Source organism: Paenibacillus sp. FSL H3-0310, assembly GCF_038002785.1.
GTDB classification, from domain to species: domain Bacteria; phylum Bacillota; class Bacilli; order Paenibacillales; family Paenibacillaceae; genus Paenibacillus_AQ; species Paenibacillus_AQ odorifer.
The window spans coordinates 267914-289029 of the sequence record NZ_JBBODC010000003.1 but is presented as its reverse complement, the minus strand read 5'-3'; the positions used below and the strand labels follow the sequence as shown (position 1 = coordinate 289029).

Below are 21116 nucleotides of genomic sequence, written 5' to 3'. Positions count from 1 at the left end.
AGGATATTCGTTCTTTATTTGTGAATACTTAAAAAAGACACATTTCCATTGCCCAACGCCACATTTCACTTCTAATCTCCTAAATAGCATGAATACTATAAATCTTTATACTCAAATCAAAAAGCAGCCCTGGGGGCTGCCTTGATCAAATGTATTAGTAAGTCTCTTAGAATCATTCTACGCCGAAGCTTCAATGATCTGTCCTGCCAAAGCAATCAAATCCTCCTTGGTCAGATGTCCACCGGTTTCCCGAATAATATAATTGACACGGGTCTTTGGATTCATCCATGCAACTGACTTGTACTCCATCTTATCAATAGGTGTGTATACCACCTCTTGGCCACTCACTTTTAGCTTCTGCGACTGTGCATTTGCTGGTTCGGATTCAACAGTCGTATCCTTTGGTCCTGCAGGTTCGGCAGCGATGGCAAGAACTCCTCTTTTACCATTTTTCTCTGTGGTCATATTATAGATGATGTTGATAGCCGTACGCTTCTCCTGCAATTTCTTTACATAGATTTTCTTATCGGACGCCTTACCCTCGGCGATCACTTGATAGTATATCTTATCCTGTTCTTTTTTCGTCATATATGGAGAAACAATTGCCCTGAAAAAATTGTAGCCTTCCGGAGGCTCTTGCAATTGCAGTGGCATGGAGGTATTGCCGGCAGCATACCTTTCCACATATTCATTATACGTATTAAACGAAAGGGAATAATATGCACCCGCAGTGGGTGATCCCTTAGCATAGGCTTGATATTCCTTGTCATTAATATACACATATCTGATTTCTCCAGGTTTAAGCTCTTCACTTAATGCTTTCTGCTGCAGATCTTTGAGATTTTTGAATTTTTTTTGTTCCTGATCTGTTTTCGCTTTGGCAGCTTCATCGATGCCCTGAGCTATATATTTGACTTCCGCCTTAATGGCGGTTTCTTCCACAGACTGAGCAACAGACTTCTCGGCGTAAGCTTCTCCTTTGAAGCCATAACCTAAACCGAACATTAGGGTCATACTGGTCATGGCAATGAGTGTTTTTCTATTATTCATTAAAATACCTCACCTTCCTGTATATGTAGTACTCTTACATAACACTTACGTTACCGGATTTGTGACATCAAATTTCTATACTTATTTCATCATGTCGGCAGCAATTCGGATAACCTCCTCTTTGGTTAAAGAAGAAGACTCCGGTGCAGCAGTCATATCGTATACTACATTTTGTTCTGGATCCGTCCAGACAAGTCTGTATCTATACCCCAACTTTATTTCAATGTTTGTAGTTTCCGTATAGATCAGTTGGGTTCCGTTAACAAGAATATTCTCTACGTTTGTAGTGTTAGTCCTTAATAAGCTTTCCACCGTTCCGGTCTTTGCCTTGATGTGTTTGGCATTAATTCTTACCATACTCTCTCCTTTTTTGTATCTCATCGACGAATATTCATAATTAATTCTGGCTGTAGGTTCTTTTTTCCACATAACCCGGTAACCGCCTTCCAGCTTTATACCATCAGTCAGGGCAAGCAGTTCATTCTCGTTGACCTCAAAATCAGGTTGTATCCATGCTTGATCAAAAACATACCCTTCTGGCAAATACTCCGGGCGTGGCAAATATGGCGCCTTATACTCCTCTGCTTTGGCTAAATAACTAGAATAATCATTAAATAGCATCGCAGGAATAACTCTGCCAAGCTGAGGACGTTCATCTCCAGCACCTTCCTTTTTTAACACGTAAGAAGCGCCCTCTCCCGGTAGTAATAATTTCTCTACAACTCTATATGCCTCTAAATTTTTTTCACTCAGCAGCTCTTCTTCTTTGGTCGCCACTCTCTGAGGAATTTTTACCTTTGAGGGAACTAACGGATTCTTAGATACTTCAATCGTCCCCCCTTCCTTCGTTGCAAGAAGCGGCTCGTATGGCAGCACTTCATATTGAAATTTGGCAGCTTGCCAGGGACTCTCCTTAAACAAGGAATAGCTGCCTCCTACCAAGACAACCAGGATCAGCACCGCTGCCCATCTCCTTACAGGCCTGCTCCACATGCGCTTACGGCATCGTTTGGCATAGATTGCTGGCTCCACTCTATGCATAATATCTGGGATGTCCCCCTCCTGCTGGTGAGGTACAGGCTTAACAGCAAGGCGACCATTACCTAGCCCGATGGCTTGCATTACAGAATCATGAACATCAACCAGCGGAAGTTTGGCAGAATTATCCCCCTCCTTCAGAAACAACTCTTCGGAAGTCAATTCGTCCTTGCGCATAGTTGTTTCTCCTTTCTTTCAATGACTTCTCTGAGCTTGCACCTTGTCCGCTCGTACCGTTTCCTAACTGTGACCGTACTTTTACCCAGAATTTCACCAATTTCTGCAAATGATTTATCTTCAAAAATGCGCAAAATCAACAGATTGCGTTCCTCCACGCTAAGCTTTTCCAGGGCAGAGGCCACAGATTCACTGAACAACTGATTTTCTACCATTTGTTCAGCGCTTTTAGTGGTTACATCCTGTCTGAGTAATTTTCGCAGCTGATTTTGAAATTTCTTCCGGCGCAATTGATTCAGGCAATGATTATAGGAAACCCTGTAGAGCCACGAGTTAAAACTCACCTGAGACTCAAAATGGCCGATGTTCTGGTAAGCCTTAATAAATATGTCCTGAACCGCATCCTCAGCTTCTTCCTTATTGTTCAACAAGCGAAAGCAGTAGAGGTAGATCCGTTGTTGGTAGAGTCTGATAATATCTGAAAAAAGGTAGACTTCTCCCGCTTGTACCCGCTTTATCTTCTCTTCAATAGAGTCCACGACTGTCTCCTTTCTACTATCAGTACAGTTATAACACTTGAGCGGTCTGTTTCGTGACATTTTTTTCCGTTTCAGTTTCAACTTAACGGAACATACACACAAAAAAATCGCTGCTCCTCTCCGCAGGGAGGTGAGCAGCGATGCTTAAAACAGAAGAACGCAAGGGATGGTTGCACACGTATTTCCACTCTTCAGACTAAATATGGCCTTGAGTCAATTCAGACTTTTTTTCTCTGCTGCCGGGACTACTACTTCCAGATACGATACAGAATGACTGCCGCTTCTGCACGGGTAAGGTTATCGTTCGGTGCAATTCTATTGTTCTTTCCGTTTACGACTCCGGATTGGATCAACAATGATGCACTGTCTTTTGCGTAGCTGGAAATGCTTGCTTCATCAAGATAAGCAGCAGCTACAACGCCGCTCGCCTTAACTTGCTTACCGGTTGCCGCCAGCGCTCGTGCTGTCAGCACCATCATATCTTGTCTGGAGATATTGCTATTGGGTCTAAACGTATCATCTTTAAAACCTGTAGCAATTCCCAATTCCTTCGCGATGACCAGTTCATCATAATAGTAGTCTGTCTTTTGGACATCGTTGAACATTATTGCACTTTTGCCCGTTCCCTTCAGTTCAAGCGCTCTTACGAGGAGAGTAATGAAATCCGCTCGTTTGATTGAATCTGCAGGTGAAAAGCTGTTCGTGGACGTTCCTTTGATGATATCGCGAGCCGCCATAATGTCTATAGCTTGTTTGGCCCAAGAAAGATTCTGCAGATCTCCGAAGTTTTTCTTTACGAAGGTTACTGCATAAGTGCTGAAGTGGGTTGTTTGAAAGACAACCGTTTGGGTTGCAGCATCATATCGGCTGCTCGGAACCGGCAGTACGTTGCCTTTGCCATCGATGTACCAAACGACTATAAGCTCTGGATGGCTTAGCTCCTCCGCTGTCGGCACGTAAGGAATGGCTACCGTTACAGGTGCTTTAGGGTTATTCCAAGGAATAACTTTGTCACCTGCTACTACGCTTAGACCGATAATTGGACGGTTGCCAATCATATTGCGGGTAGCTGCTTCCAAGCTGTCCGTGGTGACTTTACTTATTCGTATAGATACTTGCTCAGCATTGTCTGTTACGTTAGACAGCATATTGCTTGGAATTTGAATTGTGGCATTTTCCGTCTTAAGCCATAGTTCAAAGTTTTCTTTCCCCGTTAGGCTTTGGGTCGGTAATTGTATATCATACCCTTTCGCGTCCGTTTGCTTTGGCACTTCAATGATAATTTGTTTCTTGCCGTTTGCCGCTACAGTAGCCTGTTCAAGCGCTTTTTTCATGTTGTCGCTGGAGATGGTACCTATAGCACGCCCGTTGTCGGACTTTACCTCCAGTTTAATCGTAACAACACCATCTTTGTTTGTAATGGCTCCAGGCTGTGGAGTTGATACAACATTACCCGAGTTACTGCTACCCGTTGGTGCATTTGTTGGTGCTGGCGTCGCTGTTGGAACAGGTGTCGGGGTTGCCGATGGTTCCGTTGGGTTTGTTGGATCGGTTGGATCGGTTGGATCGGTTGGATCGGTTGGGTCAGTTGGATCGGTTGGGCTCGTTGGTGTCGGTGTCGGTGCTGTTGTCGGCGTTGGAGTGGGTTCCGGACCCGTAGATTTACCCTTTAGAGTAAGCACACCATAAACGGATGTGTCCATATACCCAGTTCCACTCGTATCATTCCAAGCCGCGACACTTTGACGTGAGCCCTCTTTAGCATCGTTGATCTGTACATCAAAACCAAGCTTTTTATCGTTGTCCGGAGTGATCCCTTGAAGTGGAATCTTCACTTCAACCGTATAGTTGGTTCCGGAAATCTGGGTTGCCGATTCAAAACCGGCTGCGATACTTAAAGGATTAAATGAAGTCTCGTTGTCAAAATTGATTCTGTACTGGCCGTCATCATCTTGATAGAACGTCGTTTTCCCATTATTTTGGTCCACGAAGATTTCGACCGAATCCTGTTCATGTGCATTCACACTGCTCTTATCAAGCTGTGTATCACTCACCTGGATCATGACATATAAATTTTGATCATCCCAGAGTGCTTTTGCCACTCCACTCGCTCCTTGCCAAGCGGTTTGATACCGATTGACCGGAATCTCAGCGGTCTGGCTCCAGATCTCGTCAACTGTTCCGTCTATAACAGGTGCAGCAAATTTAGCAGTAGATTGATTAGCTTCTACTGATTCAGGCTCATGCTCTTCAATGAAGGTATCAGGATCGATAACGCCATAGTAAGCCGGCTTGGCTTGCAGATTTTTATCGAATAACAACGGATTGGATGAAGCTCTCCAGCTTGTGTTATCATCCATTCCCCAGAAGGTAACACGTTTGATAGAATCAGCATGATCCCTGAAGATATTTAGCAACTGCGCATACAGATAACCCTGCGCATTAGCAAGCTTTTCAGAGAGCTGATAGTTGGTTCCGGCCTGAATGTCCAGCTCAGTTATGCTTACTTCGACACCCAAGGAAATGAACTTTTCCAAGGAAAGCTTCACATTCTCTGGGTTCGTATTAATGCTGTAGTGCCCCTGCATACCAACACCATCGATAAGCAATTTGCCAGGGTGAGTCAGCGCGTACCTATCATTGATTTCTTTGACCATACTATAGATGGCTTGCGCTTTATTCTGATTATCTTCGTTATAATCGTTGTAATAGAGCTTAATATCCCAATCTGGATGCGCGTCCAGTACTTCTCTTGCCGCCAGGAAGGCTTGCTCTACGTAATCTGCTCCAATGGCACTTTTCCATGGGGCGGATCGCAGCGCTGTTTTCCAATCTGTTGGGTTGGATGGATTATCGCTCATCGCCTCGTTTACAACATCCCAGGAGATCACCTTGTCACCAAAATGCTCCATAACGGTTTGGATATGGGTCTGCAAATTCACAAGAGCTTCATCCCGTCCCAAGGGTATCGTGTTGTTAGCTGCGTCTGTTGTTGTATTCAGCCATGCAGGCGATTGTTGATGCCATACCAATACATGTCCATGCATCTGCATGCCCTCAGCCAGTACTTTATCTACAATTGTATCTGCCGCGGTAAACGTGAAATTACCCTTCGTAGGCTGCAACGCGTCCGGCTTCATGGCATTACCTGCCGTAGCAACATTGTGATGCATTTTCAAAAGCTCAAGTCTGACACCTTCCAGATCCTCAGCGGTTATCGCATTTCCGATCAGAAAATCATTCTGATAAGCATCCTTAATCGGTATAAGATCTTTTTCGATATCTACCGGGCCAGAGCCTACCTTTTCAAAATTAATATCATCGATATAAAAAGAGGCCGTGCTATTACTGGAGCTTTCCACATAAATGGTCAGATACTCACTGCTTACATTGTTATAACGGTAGGTTCCCTCGAACTGAATCCAGCCATCGCTTGCACTGATGGTTTTAGGTGCGAGCTGCACATAATTGGCGCTGCTGCCATTGCCAACCTGCGTGGACAGCTGGAGCTGCGAGCTTGCAGGCTGGATCAGCTTGACCCATAACGAAATTTTATATTCGTAGCCTTTGTCCACATACTTCTCCACACGTAATGTCGGCCCATGCCATGTACTGGTTCTTCCCTCAACCTTCAAAGCGTATGAACCATCATCCGTATGGTTCGCTTCATTAGTAACCGTAAGCGTTTCTGTACCTGCCCTGCCTTCAAAACCACCTGCCGTTTGATCCTCAAAAGTAACAGTGGTAAAAGGTAAAGCTGGGTCTCTAGGTGTTTCTGGTGTTGGAGTTGGCTCTACGGTAGCCACCTTTTCTGTGACCAATACATCTCCAATGTAGAACGGAACCGTTTTCCCGTCATCGTTGGATTGAACACGCAGTGTTGTATCTTTGTCCGTATCCACGGTAAATTCTTTCGTCAAGGTGACCGCTTGACCTGCTTCATAATTCACATTTGCCAAAAGAGCGTAGCTGCCTATCGCTTGAAGATAAGCTTGGGCACCGCTGGGTACAATCACATCAGCGTCTACATACACGGATGCAGTTACCGTGTAGGTTTTGCCGTTCTCTAGGCCCATGTCGCTGAATTTAAAATCAGCCGCGTCCCAGTTATTCGCTCTATTGCTTACATATAAAGCTGCCCCGTCAGCATTGCCCGCAAAAACCTTTCCGGTGACAGGGGTTAGGTTAGCGCTGCCTGATTGTGAGGCTAAACCTTTGCCACTCGCAAAAGTTTCGTGATAGATTTCTTTATCCGTTTCCGTCACTGCTTTTTTTGCTGTAATGAGGAGCTCCCCAATGTAGAACGGAACCGTTTTCCCGTCATCGTTGGATTGAACACGCAGTGTTGTATCTTTGTCCGTATCCACGGTAAATTCTTTCGTCAAGGTGACCGCTTGACCTGCTTCATAATTCACATTTGCCAAAAGAGCATAGCTGCCTATCGCTTGAAGATAAGCTTGGGCTCCGCTAGGTATAGTCGCATTAGCATCCACATAAACGGTTGCAGTCACCGTGTAGGTTTTGCCGTTCTCTAGGCCCATATCGCTGAATTTAAAATCAGCCGCGTCCCAGTTATTCGCTCTGTTGCTTACATATAAAGCTGCGCCGTCAGCATTGCCGGTAAAAACTTTATCATTCACAGGTGTAAGGCTAGCACTGCCTGCTTGAGCTGCAATCCCCTTGCCACTCGCAAAAGTTTCATGATATACCGTTACCCTATCTGATGATACTGTCGTATCCTGCGCCGCAGCTTCAGTAACCGGAGCGATCCAGCTTGTCGGAATAAGCAAGGCAGCTGCGAGTAAGATCGAGATTACTTGTTTAAGCATTCTACTCATTTAATGCATTCCTCCTCTAGTGATTTTCATAAAAATCAGTTAATGACCTACCTTATTAGCACCAGCCCTATATTCCCACGCTAATTTCCTTACCTGCTAAATCCTTAATTTCAACAGTGGTACAATCATCCCGAAGAGCAGTAGAACATCATCACAAATGAATCTTTTTACTTACAGATCCCCTCCTTATATGTAAACGCTTTCATGTGTACTCACACTATTTTACAGCCTCGCTGCTACGCACTACTACGCTAATATTAAAGGTGTTACCCCCCATAATTATAGGAAAACATAGGTATGATTAAAGATTCTACAAATTTAACCCAAAAAGAAAACCCCACTTACGGACCGTTGAACGTAACGGAAGGTAACGGGGAATTGGTTTGTTAGTTGTTCTGCCGCATAATTAAATGGTCTGTTTGGATAACGCTCCAAAATATTCTACAACTACCTCCCGAAATTCCAAAGCGGCCTGCGAAATGTACCGGCTCCTGTGCCACAATAAAGCTATCTCCCTTTCCAATTCGTGATTCTCTACTTGGAGGTATTGGATATCTTCCCGTGAATTCCGTGCCGTGCTTGGTATGAAAGCTAAACCAATTTCAGCTTCCACAAGAGTGCTAAGCCTTGCGGGTTCATCTCCCTCATACACATATTTAGGCACAAATCCAACTGATTTGCATACAGAGTCTATTAAATCGCGAGTACCATAGCCACTCTTTACCCCGACAAACCACTCATCCCTTAGCTCTATCAAAGTTACGCTGCTTCGATTGGCCAGCCGATGTCCCTTTGGAACAGCCACAAGAATTGGATCGATAAAGACGATTTGGCATTCGATGTCATCCCCTTTTATTGGAGGTGAGGATAAGCAATAATCAACCTCTCCTCTATTAAGAAGTGTAACCATTTCCTGCGTGGTCAGCATTTGCACATGGTATTGAATATCAGGCCGCTTTTTCCGAAACTCTCGCAGGATATTGGGTAATGTGCTTGCGGTCGTCACCGCTAATTCGAGTGTGCCATGTTCAGGACTGGATAAATCGCTAAGCTCCTGTTTTCCCTGCTCCAATTCAAACAATGCCCTTTCAGCTCGGCGAAGGAACCGGCTTCCGGACTCATTCAGTCGCAGCTTTCTTCCTACCCGATCGAATAAAGGTACCCCCAGATCCTCCTCCAAACGCTGAATCGTTTTGCTCAGTGAAGATTGAGTAACGTGTAGATTTCGTGCAGCTTCAGTCATATGTTCCAACCGAGCTACCGCGAGAAAATATTGCAGTTGCAAAAGTTCCAATTCACACCTCCGTTCATTCCCTCAAGTCAATGAGATCATAACATAAAATGCGTTGGAATGAATAATCGATTTCAAGTACGATGACATTAATAAGCTTTAGGGGGATTTAAAATGAGTGTTCGCAACAGGTGGTTAATGATTTCAGTAGGTCTGGGGATTTTATTGAACCCTTTAAATTCTTCGATGGTGTCTGTGGCTATTCCAAGGCTGCAAAATGTATTCCAGCTTGACTATACAGGTGTTTCCTGGATTATTTTTTCTTTTTACATTGCAAGTAGCATCGCTCAACCTGTCATGGGAAAGGCCAGCGATTTATTCGGCCGGAGGAAAATATTTCTTACCGGGCTTGTCGTATCCTTCATTGCAGGTTTATTAGCTCCTTTCTCCCCAAACTTTGGCTGTCTCATCGTGTTCCGTATTGTGCAAGCCATTGGAACTAGCATGATGGTTGCCGTTGGAATGGCCATTGTGCGGATTCATATTACGGAGAAACAAGCGACCGCACTATCTGTTTTATCCATCTTCCTATCCGGCGCGGCAGCAATTGGTCCCTTTATTGGCGGGGTTATTATTCACTGGTGGGACTGGCCAGCTATCTTTTTCGTCAATATTCCATTCGTGGTCGCTAGCTTTCTATTATCTTGGAGGCATATCCCCAAGGACGAACCGTCAACAACCGTTACCCGGGGAATGTCCCTGCGCAAATGGTTTGATTTGATTGATGCGTCAGGAATCCTGCTCTTCACTGTGGGGCTGATTGCCGTGCTCCTTGGATTGCTTTCAGCAAAATCATCCGGACATATCTCATTAATACATGTCATTACCTTGCTAACAGGACTCGTTCTGCTAGGAGTATTCGTCCGGCATGAGCTAACAGCGGCATCACCCTTTATTCCTTTACGTACATTTGCCAAATACCCGGCAATGACTTGGGTTAATGTTGAATTCATGCTCGTTAATGTACTTTTTTACTCACTCTTTTTCGGGATCCCATCCTACTTGCAAATGGTACGTCATGTCAGTGAATTCCAAACAGGAATTCTCATGCTAACGCTGGGATTATGCTCACTGATTACTGCTCCAATAGCAGGACGCTGGATCGATAGATCAGGACCCCGGCCAGCATTGCTAGTGTCCGGGGTCCTGATGACATTGGGATCAGTGTGGCTTGTGACCTTAAATCAGACTTCACCAGTTATCAGTGTATGTGTGGCTTTAGCTGCATTCGGTATTAGCAACGGATTGAACAATGTCGGCCTGCAAGCAGCCTTGTTCCAAAGTTCTCCAAAAGAAATAATCGGTGTAGCCTCCGGATTATTTAATACATCGAGATACCTGGGAACCATTCTCTCTTCATTGTTAATAGGTATCATAATGGGAGGTAAGTTTAGCTTCGAGGGATTTCAAGTCCTTGGGGTTATCCTCACGGTAATTGCATTGTCTTTGGTATTCATGAGTCGGAAGCACCGTGAGTCAGGGCAATTGCAGGAATCGGCTAATTCGGGCGCTAACAAATAGGAAAGTGCAGACAAATAAGACCTGTCATCAGACGGGTCTTGTTTTGTTATTTTAATGCGTAGCCTCAGCTCTTTATGAGTTTTATTTAACTCTTCAAGGTGGGGATAAACTCGATTCATAAATAGGATAATAAATAAAGCGCCCATAGTAAACTTGTGCTCGGTGAGCCAAAAACATAATGAAGAAACCAGATTTACATATATTTTCCCGTCCAATTTCAAGCTCAAAAGACACATTTATAATGTAAAAACAGTTTCGGCAGCTCGATATTTTGAAACTTGTCCCGGCTTGAACCGTAATTTTTAAGAACAAAGACACAGCACAGCAGAGAGGAGCTATCATTAGTGGAATATTACCGCAACAATGTAGCCGACAGTTTACAGGATGTTCAGAGTTCAGCTAACGGGCTTACTTCGGCAGAAGTCGACAAACGTCTGAAAGATTATGGTTTTAACGAATTAAAAGGAAAGAAAAAAGATCCTGTTTGGAAGCTTTTTCTTGAAAACTTCAAAGACCCTATGGTAGTCGTACTGCTTATAGCCGCCATTGTCCAGATTGTTATGGGCCAAGTTATGGAGTCGCTTATTATTTTCCTCGTGTTGATTCTCAATGCAGTTATAAGTGTCATCCAGACCCGTAAAGCGGAGAGTTCACTTGATGCCTTGCAGCAGATGTCAGCACCCGAGGCCAAAGTGCTGCGTGATGGAGAATTAAAAACCGTCCCGGCAAGGGAACTTGTACGCGGTGATATCGTATGGCTGGAAGCCGGCGATTTTGTACCCGCCGATGGCCGGATTATAGAATCGGAAAGCTTAAAAATAAATGAGGGTATGCTAACCGGAGAATCCGAAGCTGTGGAAAAGCATACGAATATCATCGCGAAAGAATCTCCGCTTGGAGACCGGCGTAATATGGCGTTCAGCGGCTCACTAGTTGTATATGGCCGCGGAAGCCTGGTAGTAACGGGAACTGCACTCACTACCGAAATCGGAAAAATTGCTGAACTCATTGAAAGCGCCGAAGCTAAGCAAACGCCGCTGCAGCGCAAGCTCGAAACATTCAGCAAGCAGCTGGGGGTAGCAATTATACTCCTGTCCATTGTAATCTTTGCCATCCAGGCCGGACGTGTTTGGTTGTCGAATGATACTGTGGATACAACAGAAGCTATCCTGAATGCGTTAATGTTTGCAGTCGCTGTAGCGGTTGCTGCGATTCCCGAAGCTCTTTCCTCAATAGTAACTATTGTCCTATCCGTAGGTACTAACAAGATGGCTAAGCAACATGCGATTATTCGTAAGCTACCCGCTGTCGAAGCCCTTGGGTCAACCAGTGTCATCTGTACAGATAAAACCGGTACCCTCACCCAGAATAAAATGACTGTTGTAGATTACTTTTTGCCAGAAGGGGACCGTGATCAATTCAATCAAGCGCCTGAAGAATGGTCTGAAGAAGCCCGGCGGCTCCTGCATATAGCCGTGCTCTGCAACGACTCTAACATTAATGAGGATGGTAAAGAGCTGGGTGATCCTACAGAGGTAGCACTTATTGCCTTCAGCAACAGCAAGAATAAAGATTATAAGGAAATACGCGATAATTTCCCGCGCGAAGCCGAGCTACCTTTTGACTCGGATCGCAAGCTAATGACGACCTTGCATACTTTTAACGGGCAAAAAGCAATGATTACTAAAGGTGGACCCGATGTGCTCTTTGGTCTATGCTCGCATGTACTGTTAAGTGGAAAAGAAGTACCGATAACACCAGAAGTTCTTAAACGCTTCTTCGAAGCCAATGAGGAGTTCTCCAGCAGAGCACTACGTGTACTTGCCTATGCCTACAAAACCGTACCAAATACGGTTACTGAAGTAGGATTAGAGGATGAACAAAATCTGGTGCTCGTAGGTTTGACAGCTATGATTGATCCACCTCGGGAAGCTGTCTACGGCGCGATCGCAGAGTCTCAGAAGGCTGGCATCCGAACCATCATGATTACCGGTGATCATAAGACAACCGCACAAGCGATCGGCCGCGATATCGGTCTGATGACTGAGAATGAAATTGCCGTAACCGGCCAAGAACTCGATGCCATGTCTGACGAGGAACTTGATCAAAAACTCGAACAGATTGGTGTGTACGCCCGTGTCTCCCCGGAGAACAAGATCAGAATTGTCCGCGCGTGGCAGCGGAAAGGCAAAATAACAGCCATGACCGGTGATGGTGTAAATGACGCGCCTGCTTTGAAGCAAGCAGATATCGGAGTTGCCATGGGCAGTGGAACCGATGTTGCCAAAGATGCGGCTGCCATGATTTTGACCGATGATAATTTTGTATCTATTGTCAATGCTGTATCTGTGGGCAGAACGGTATTTGACAATATCAAAAAAGCGATCGCCTATTTGTTTTCAGGTAACCTGGGTGCAATTATCGCCATCCTCTTTGCCCTTATTTTCAACTGGATTAATCCCTTCACAGCGATTCAGCTTCTATTCATCAATCTGGCGAATGATTCTCTGCCCGCCATTGCTCTTGGGATGGAAAAACCTGAACCTAATGTGATGAACAGAAAACCAAGAGAGCTCAAGGAAGGAATATTCGCAGGAGGAATGATGCAGGCCATTGTCACTCGTGGTCTACTCATAGGTATAGCTGTAATCATATCCCTGTATATCGGACTTCAGGATTCGCCTGATATGGGCGTAGCTATGGCATTCACAACCCTGATCTTGTCTCGTACGTTGCAGACCTTTGCCGCCCGTTCGAACAGTCAAACTGCTATTGAAGCTGGGCTTTTCAGCAACAAATACGTCATCGGAGCCGTTCTGGTCTGCTTTGCCTTTTACGGCATTGCAGTTCTGCCAGGGGTTAGAGAAATCTTCTCGATTCCGGCTACATTTGGAATGTCAGAGTGGCTGATTGCAGCAGGCTTAGCACTCGGCTCCCTCATCCTAATGGAATTAACGAAGGTTGTTCGAAGAGCTTTTACACCCAAATCTGTTGAACAGAACCCTGTAAATTCCTGAGTAAGCTATAATCGACCGAAAAGACAAAACAGCGATTCTCCAATGATGGAGTATCGCTGTTTTTCTGACATCTAGAGTTAAACCTAGAAAAGCTTCTGTTGATTTCAATCAAAATAAAATAATTCTTCGAATTTTTTATCCAACGCAATACATAAAATCAAAGCCAATTTTGCAGTAGGGTTAAACTGTCCGGTTTCAATCGAGCTTATAGTATTTCTTGAGACACCCACCATTTCTGCCAATTGTGCTTGCGATAATTTTTGTTCTGTTCTAGCTTCGCGCAGTTTATTTTTTAAAACCAAAGGTTCACTCATACTAATCACTCATCCCATAAAAGTAAATAAACAAAAAATAAACACTTATAATTAATCCTAAAATGAATTTGAGTAAATCCATCTTTTTCTTAGTTACAGAATACATTCCAAGACCTTCACAGCTCAAATATCCAAAAAACATAGCTATCATAGCTTTTAATGCAAAATTTGTTTCCTGACTATGATTATATAAATTGAAGACACTCAGAATGCAAAATACAATCAACATTCCAATGAATCCGCTTTTTCTGCCTTTAGCAAAAACAAATTCTTTTCCTTCGTCTCCTTTTTCATTTCGGCTTTTTTCTAATATTTCTTCCTTTTTCATAAAAATTTCTCCTTTCAGATTGAAAAGATGATGACAAGAAAACTTGTCATCATTATTATAATACGCCAAGTTTTCTTGTCAAATAAAAAAATAGCCCGCTCCAATCCAAAGATTGGTAGTGAGCTATTTTCTATACCTTCATATATTCGTTATATAATTGCTCGAAAGTATTGTATCGTTCGACTTTCCTGCCTACCTTGTTGTATTCCTCCAGATATTCATCCATGACCTTCAGAAACTCATTCTTAAAGACTTGAAGATGGTCAGAATCAAAATACTGCATGATATCAAACTTTTTGGTTCCCTTCCATTCTGTCATTTCATCAAGAAAACCTTGTATGCCCATTGCTGCTAGATACGCATACGATCTATCACCCGATTCTACACTTGCTATAATCTTATTGCGGTAGTTGCACCATAACTCCTCATAAGTTCCGCCAAGATTATCATAGCTTGGGACAGGCTGCACTACAAAATCCTTATACATTTTATTATATAAATCATTGATGTTTTTAAGTGCCTTATATGCTGCACTTCTGATTTCATCGATAGTCTTCGCCTCTATCACAGCCATATATGTCTTTTCAAAATCATCAGGAACATAACGGTACGTAGCTATTTCCTCCAAATATCTTTTCATTCCCCGTTTGAAATAAGTATTGTTCAAATGAGTTAGCGCATTTAACAAATTGTATAAAACTTCGCTTGAAGCATACCTTACTGCTCCTATATCTTCAGAAAGTAATGTATTCGCATATTCCTGTTTTGCTATGTCTATACACTTTTTCGCTCTACTGATACATTCTCTCCCTATAGGCATTGCCAGAGCATCGAGTGCTCTCTGTTTATATAAATTTAGCTTTTCCAAATATTCGGGTTTTGCACAGTATAACACCTGTAAATCCACCAGACATGAAATCATTGGACTCTCGAGATTGGCTTGATCTTCTATCCTTGTTTCCCATGGCGTACAATATAGATCGTATCCAATATCATCCAAAATAAAACACGAAGATATTCCCCAGCCTTGCTCTGTGTTATTAATTATGATTAGATCAAGATCGCTTTTTTCATGAAAATCCCCAGTACTAAAAGAACCTGTAAGCCCAATAATTGCAATATCATCAGAAAAATCTCTCTTAGCCCGTTCAATGACCATGCTAATAAGCTTTTCATTTTTGATTAAGATCTTTTCTTTATGAACAGCATCCATATCCATGTCCCCTCTCCAACCTTATTAATTCTATTGTATAAGCATGTTGTTAGAGTAGGTATTCCAACTTTAATTATATTAAATCTATACCAAGCCTTTCCTCTCCTTCAAAGAAAACAAAAAAACGCGCTGGCAAGAGCATAATTAGCTTCTCTCCAACACGTTTTATAGTCGTTAGTGAATATTTTTCTTTTTGAAACTGCCACCTTTAACTTCTGCAACATCGTAGACTACTACAAAAGCATTCGGGTCAATTTCACGAATAATATCTTTTATTTTACTTTCTTCAAGACGGTTAATGACACAAGTGATTTCTTTGAATTGTTCATTGGAGTAGCCGCCATAAGCATCTGTATAAGTTGCTCCACGACCCAATCGGTCACGAATAGTCTCGACCATGATTTCCGGTTGAATGGTGATGATTTTAAACGTTTTAGAGCCACTCAAACCTTCTTCAATAATATGAATGACCTTAGAAGCAATAAAATAAGCAAGCGCTGATAGAATAGCCCCTTGTAGGCCAAATACTGTTGAAACAACAATAAAGACAAACATGTTTAGAAATAAGATTAAATCACTGGTCCCAAAAGGTAATTTTCGTGAAAGTAAGACAGCTAACATATCTATCCCATCTAATGCTCCACCATTACGTAAGGCTAAACCCATACCAAAACCGATAATAATCCCGCCAACAACGGTAATTAATAAGGTATCACCTTCTATAATCGTCGGTACATGATGCATAAGACTAGTGCCAACAGCCAGTGAAGCAATACCGATAACGGAATAAAGAGCAAAGCTTTTACCAATTTGCTTATATCCTAGCCACACAAAAGGGATATTAATTATGCCAATTAGCAGCCCTAGCGGTAAGCCAAACAGTTCAGAGCCAACGATGCTTAGACCTGTGACACCTCCATCTGAGACGTTGTTGGGTATCAATACGGATTCTAGACCATAGGCAGCTATTAGCGCCCCAATAATAATCATGAATACTTTTGAGAATATCTTGAGTTTATTTGATTTCTGTTTTCGCGTTTCAATCATTGAATTTCTCCGTTTCACATTGCTTAATTTAGTCCATAAAAATTTCCTCTAAAGGTCTTCCGTCACCTGGATTAAAATCAATCCCTAAAATCTTTGCCATCGTGGGGGCTATATCTACCATTTCGATGTCCCCTATATGATGCCCATTTCTAATCTTTTCCCCGGAGACAACCAAGTTGCATCTATAGCCGTCTTTATCAGGAGAATAGCCATGCGTGGCAAATTTAACGCCTTGTTTGTCCAAATCAGCAATCGTTGGTTCATCCATACTTTCGTCGAAACAATAACCTCTCTTAGCCTCAAGCATATACTTTGTGGTTTGGCCCACATGAAAATAATCCAGTTCATCTCTAGCATACAATTTCTCTATACCTGAAGATTCATCTCTCATATTATCTCCAATAACAGCTAATGCTATTTGCTCAGCTTCTTCATCGCCCTGCCGGATATGCAAGTAAGCCGCTCCACCCCCACACTGAAAGTAAGCTCTCCACTTCATTTCGCCGTTCTCTTCATAGATCAGGCCCTTTTCCTGCAAAAGGTTGTTTAAATGCACCTTGTACCTAACATTAAACTGGCCATGGTCCCCCAAAATTAAAAAAATCGTATCATCCTTTATCCCCGCTTCATCCACTGCCTGCATAATATCGCCTAACCTTTTATCCATACGTGTGATTACCTGCATCACTTCGTCACTGTCAGTTCCATAAGCATGTTTGGCATCATCCAGATCGATCAGATGCATCATTAGAAGATTAGGTTTTTTGCGCTTAATCGTGTCTATAGCACATTTGGTCGTGAAGTCATCCAGATAGGGCTGCTCAATCCCTTTGCGGATCCGGCCATATTTCAGCTCCATATCCACGCAGTATAAGGGGCTTCCGCTTTTTAATATCTTCAGTGCCTGATTTTCGTTTTTGATGGCTCTGATTTCAGGTATATTGTATTGGATGGAGGATTTACCCGATACTGGCCATAGGATTCCGGCGGTGCTCATCTTATGCTCGCGCGCAACATCGTAAATCGTTGGCACCTTGATCGCATTTCTAAACCAGAACCAATTCTGCTCCTCTTCCTTAATAAAGGGCTGAAACGGATTGTTGTGATGGATGCCATGCTTATCCGGATATACACCGGTTGCTATGGTGGTGTGCACTACATATGTGAGCGTGGGATACACACTTTTCAATTTATGGCTGTGGGCTCCGTTTTTAATTAATTCCGCTAAGTTTGGAAGCCGGCTGGCCAATGCCCAGTGGTCTTCTGAAAAGGCATCGTAAGAGATGACGATCAAATGCTTGGCCATAGCCGTTTGTGCTTTAATTGACTTCATAGAATAAGCCCCTTAGGTTCGTCATGTTCAGGCTGCTCTTTAGGTAAAGTTATAAATACGAATAATCCAATAATAAAAAGTGGGATAATCGCTAAAATACTAAATTTAGCATTACCTGTTAAGGTTGTTGTTAAAGACATTACAGCAGGACCAACAATGGCCGCGAACTTGCCAAAAATATTGTAAAAACCAAAGAATTCATTGGAATTCTCCTTTGGAATGATCTTCGCATAATAAGACCTGCTGAGCGCCTGAATGCCTCCCTGAGCGGAACCAATTAGCGCACCTAGAATAAATATATGCCACACTGAAGTGATAAAAAAAGCTGCGATGCAGGAAATGATATATGTAACAATCCCCACGATGATTAAAGTCCTGGCGGAGTATTTTTTGGCGAGATTACCATACAGGATTGCACAAGGAAAAGCGATGATCTGGATAACTAATAATATCCCCAGTAAGGTAAAGGTGTCAAAAGCATCCGCACCCAGAACCGATGTGGCATAGGGCACCACCATTTTAATAATCGTATCTACCCCATCAATATAAAGAAAGTACGCAATTAAGAAAACAAATACACCTTTATGCTGTCTAACATTCCTAAAGGTGTCTCCAAGTCTTTTAAAACTGTTGATTACAGGTCTTGGTTCAGGCTCAATATAATATCTCTGCTTCACATCTCTGATCATGGGTATGGTCAACAGCCCCCACCAAAGAGCAGTAATGATAAACCCAATCTGATAACCGATCGACTTATCCATCCCCATAAACAGAATCAATAGCAGGCTGATGCCAAATGGAATGACGCTGGCGATATATCCATAAGCAAAACCTTTTGTGGATACCTTATCCATCCTTTCATCAGTGGTTATATCCACAAGAAAAGAGTCATAAAAAATATTGGCTCCGGCAAAACCTATGACGGACAGGATGTAAAACACAATCAATAACTGCCACTGCCCGCTCGCAGGTGCAACGAATGCCAAGGAAGCCGTAGCCAGCACACCGATCAAAGAGAAAAATAAGAAAAAGCGCTTTTTCTTATCCTTGTAATCTGCGATCGTGCCTAAAATCGGACTAAGGATAGCCACAAGAATACTAGCAATGGAGTTAAAGTACCCTAAATCCATGCTGCTGTTAACATTTGAAAACATGCCAAATACAATAGGCAATAATGCAGTTGTAACCGCCATCGAATAGGCTGAATTCCCGCAGTCATATAAAATCCATGATTTTTCCTCTTTGCTAAGTTTCATCTAACAGCCACCTTTTCACCTATTTGTAACTGTTATATCATTTCAGCATAAGAGCCATGTTAAATGAATGTTAATTCCATCACAACTTCTTCATAAAAAAACGACCTTTTAAAATCGAAAGGTCGCTTACTCGCTTTTATATATGAATTTAATATTTGACGATATATTCGCAATATTCATCCCCATTAACATTACATTTTATTTCCCGGACGGAAACCCGCTTTCCACGAATTTTAGTAAGTGCTCCTTCGATAATGGCTCCCTCCAGGTCACAAACCATTTTCCCTTCCATAATAGGTAACCCTTCGCAGAAACAATCGTGTACTGCAATCGTCATCCCCTTGTCATCTTCATGGGTTATTATAGGAATCCCTATCTTCAATTGTTCGAATAACTCGAATAGTTCATTAACCGAGGTAACACCAAATTCTTCCCCAATTTTTCTTCCTATAGTCAACGTTGTACCCTTACCATTCATGGGTAACGCTTGATATAAACCAATAAGTCTTATCGTTCTGAAAAGCTCTAAAGGTACGACATTACCTAAATTTTTTCTCTTTATTTTTTTCATATCTGTAAAAGTAAATTGATCCATGCCAGTAGCCTCCAATTGCTTATGTAATTTATATTTCAAATTTAATTGATATATTGAGTATAAACGTATCCAATAATTGCTTTGTGATCTTACGCACATCCTGATTTTTTGTAGAACCATAACAAAAAAAGCAACTTCCCTGTTGGCAAGTCGCTCCTTCATTCATTAGATGCAGCAGCATCTCAAATATGATAATCATAAACCCAAGGCAAAATAACCATCACGCTAGTTCCAACCTGAACCTCTGAATCTACCTTAATATGCCCCCCATACATTTCAATTAATTGTTTACAAATCGATAATCCAATCCCTGTCCCTTTTTGCTTGGTAGTAAAGAAAGGGTCAAATATCCGTTTTAATTTATCCTGTGGAATTCCTTCTCCGTTGTCTTTAAAGAGTAGAATAATTTCGTTTGTCTCAGCAGCTGTGGTAACAGAAATATCTATTCTGCCTCTAAAAGCTGTGAAGGAATCGATACTATTTTTCAAAATATTAAGAATTACCTGCTCTAGCTGAGAGGCGCTTCCAAACGTTAGTACTTTTTCTAAAGAGCACTCTACTGAAAGTATAATATCATCACTAAGTATGAGTTGATTCACAATGTTATTAACTCTATGTATAACCTCCATAACGTTAAATACTACGCCGTTATTTTTCGTACTGTCACCTTTTCGAGCCAGTATTAGAAAGTCCGTTACTAATCCATTCAGAGCATCAATCTCTTTGATGGTGATATCCAGATATGCACGCAATTCATCCGCTTTGATCTCCGGCTCATTTAGCCTGATATTTACAAGCTGAGCAAAACCTTTAATCGAAGCTAGCGGATTTCTTATTTCATGCGCCATTCCTGCTGCCATTTGTCCCATAACAGCAATTTTTTGTTCATGTAAATTGTCAATCTGTTGATTTTTATTAGACAAATAACCTTGTGCAAAGCCAGTAAAACGGGTCCAGTTGCATTCCATTAAACGATTATAAAAAAACAATCGGATCGCGGAATCATCTACAAACTCTTCAATGATCTTAAACATAATATTCTGAGCGGTTAAATTTAAATCCTTGCTCATATCAAGTAAAATATCAAAATGATCACCGAATATTTCTGCAGTATAAACCCCTTGCTCAGCCCCCTCTTTTTCTAGCAGGTTTAAGTATTGATCGTAACCAAAAGAATCAAAAAACAAGGCTTCTACCATACTCATTAATATCGTACTGAATGATGAATCTAACAATTCCTTATGCGTCTCTACAAACCAGGAGAATTCGATGTTTTTCATAGTCATGGAATGATAATGCCTGTTTAAAATGATTGGAACTGCTAAGATTAATGACGAACGCAATTCATTTTCTTTGTATGACATTGTCATCCTCCTTCTTTGTAGTTTGTATTCAAGATATGTGTATATTTTCCTGCTTCAAAAACACAGTAATTCACTTTGTTTTAATCATCATATTATATTCTGGACTTGACTGTTAGAGTGGCATCGAAGATAATTACAACCTCACCAAAAAACCAAAAAAACTATAATTAGGAAGATCATTGATTTTGAAAAGGG

General features: G+C 42.1%; 15 protein-coding genes. 2 read left to right on the top strand and 13 right to left on the bottom strand.

What is annotated here, in order from left to right:
- Positions 1-177: 177 nt before the first annotated feature.
- The 5 genes from MHH63_RS27285 to MHH63_RS27265 all read right to left on the bottom strand — a co-directional run bounded on the left by MHH63_RS27285 (position 178) and on the right by MHH63_RS27265 (position 8936).
- A complete protein-coding gene (locus MHH63_RS27285) occupies positions 178-1050 on the bottom strand; it encodes a hypothetical protein (RefSeq protein ID WP_076301951.1) in 873 nt (290 codons plus the stop codon).
- 81 nt (positions 1051-1131) lie between these two features.
- The gene (locus MHH63_RS27280) at positions 1132-2265 is read right to left on the bottom strand and encodes a DUF4367 domain-containing protein (RefSeq protein ID WP_076185329.1); all 1134 of its coding nucleotides are present in this window, start codon (positions 2263-2265) and stop codon (positions 1132-1134) included.
- Positions 2247-2804, bottom strand: coding sequence for an RNA polymerase sigma factor (locus MHH63_RS27275; RefSeq protein WP_076301952.1), 558 nt, complete (start codon positions 2802-2804; stop codon positions 2247-2249). Before MHH63_RS27275 ends, MHH63_RS27280 begins: the two co-directional genes overlap by 19 nt.
- Before the next feature lie 248 nt (positions 2805-3052).
- Positions 3053-7642, bottom strand: a complete 4590-nt coding sequence (locus MHH63_RS27270; RefSeq protein ID WP_280752642.1) for an endo-1,4-beta-xylanase — start codon at positions 7640-7642, stop codon at positions 3053-3055.
- A 406-nt stretch (positions 7643-8048) separates the two neighbouring features.
- Complete coding sequence (locus MHH63_RS27265) at positions 8049-8936, bottom strand: LysR family transcriptional regulator (RefSeq protein ID WP_076125263.1); 888 nt, start codon at positions 8934-8936, stop codon at positions 8049-8051.
- Between the two features lie 111 nt (positions 8937-9047).
- Between MHH63_RS27265 and MHH63_RS27260 the strand changes: the two genes are divergently transcribed.
- Together MHH63_RS27260 and MHH63_RS27255 are read left to right on the top strand one after the other, a co-directional pair.
- The gene (locus tag MHH63_RS27260; protein WP_076309647.1) at positions 9048-10454 is read left to right on the top strand and encodes an MFS transporter; all 1407 of its coding nucleotides are present in this window, start codon (positions 9048-9050) and stop codon (positions 10452-10454) included.
- A gap of 344 nt (positions 10455-10798) precedes the next feature.
- On the top strand, positions 10799-13471 hold the full coding sequence (locus tag MHH63_RS27255) for a cation-translocating P-type ATPase (protein WP_280752641.1): 2673 nt from the start codon (positions 10799-10801) through the stop codon (positions 13469-13471).
- A 104-nt stretch (positions 13472-13575) separates the two neighbouring features.
- Here the strand turns inward: MHH63_RS27255 and MHH63_RS27250 are convergent, their stop codons facing one another.
- The 8 genes from MHH63_RS27250 to MHH63_RS27215 all read right to left on the bottom strand — a co-directional run bounded on the left by MHH63_RS27250 (position 13576) and on the right by MHH63_RS27215 (position 20921).
- Positions 13576-13785 carry a helix-turn-helix transcriptional regulator gene (locus tag MHH63_RS27250; RefSeq protein WP_036675786.1) on the bottom strand — a complete coding sequence of 70 codons (210 nt, stop codon included), beginning with the start codon at positions 13783-13785 and terminating at the stop codon, positions 13576-13578.
- Position 13786: 1 nt separating this feature from the next.
- Positions 13787-14113, bottom strand: a complete 327-nt coding sequence (locus MHH63_RS27245; protein WP_280752640.1) for a DUF6442 family protein — start codon at positions 14111-14113, stop codon at positions 13787-13789.
- Positions 14114-14243: 130 nt separating this feature from the next.
- Positions 14244-15332 carry a nucleotidyltransferase domain-containing protein gene (locus MHH63_RS27240; RefSeq protein WP_248547736.1) on the bottom strand — a complete coding sequence of 363 codons (1089 nt, stop codon included), beginning with the start codon at positions 15330-15332 and terminating at the stop codon, positions 14244-14246.
- Between the two features lie 168 nt (positions 15333-15500).
- A complete protein-coding gene (locus tag MHH63_RS27235) occupies positions 15501-16373 on the bottom strand; it encodes a YitT family protein (protein ID WP_248547737.1) in 873 nt (290 codons plus the stop codon).
- A gap of 28 nt (positions 16374-16401) precedes the next feature.
- Positions 16402-17706: an alkaline phosphatase family protein gene (locus MHH63_RS27230; protein ID WP_341172283.1), complete on the bottom strand. Its 1305-nt coding sequence runs from the start codon at positions 17704-17706 to the stop codon at positions 16402-16404.
- A complete protein-coding gene (locus MHH63_RS27225) occupies positions 17703-18962 on the bottom strand; it encodes an MFS transporter (RefSeq protein ID WP_341172282.1) in 1260 nt (419 codons plus the stop codon). The genes MHH63_RS27230 and MHH63_RS27225 overlap by 4 nt, the downstream gene beginning before the upstream one ends.
- A gap of 148 nt (positions 18963-19110) precedes the next feature.
- Positions 19111-19557: a V4R domain-containing protein gene (locus MHH63_RS27220; protein WP_076185335.1), complete on the bottom strand. Its 447-nt coding sequence runs from the start codon at positions 19555-19557 to the stop codon at positions 19111-19113.
- Between the two features lie 182 nt (positions 19558-19739).
- Complete coding sequence (locus tag MHH63_RS27215; protein ID WP_076308012.1) at positions 19740-20921, bottom strand: sensor histidine kinase; 1182 nt, start codon at positions 20919-20921, stop codon at positions 19740-19742.
- Between the last annotated feature and the right edge of the window lie 195 nt (positions 20922-21116).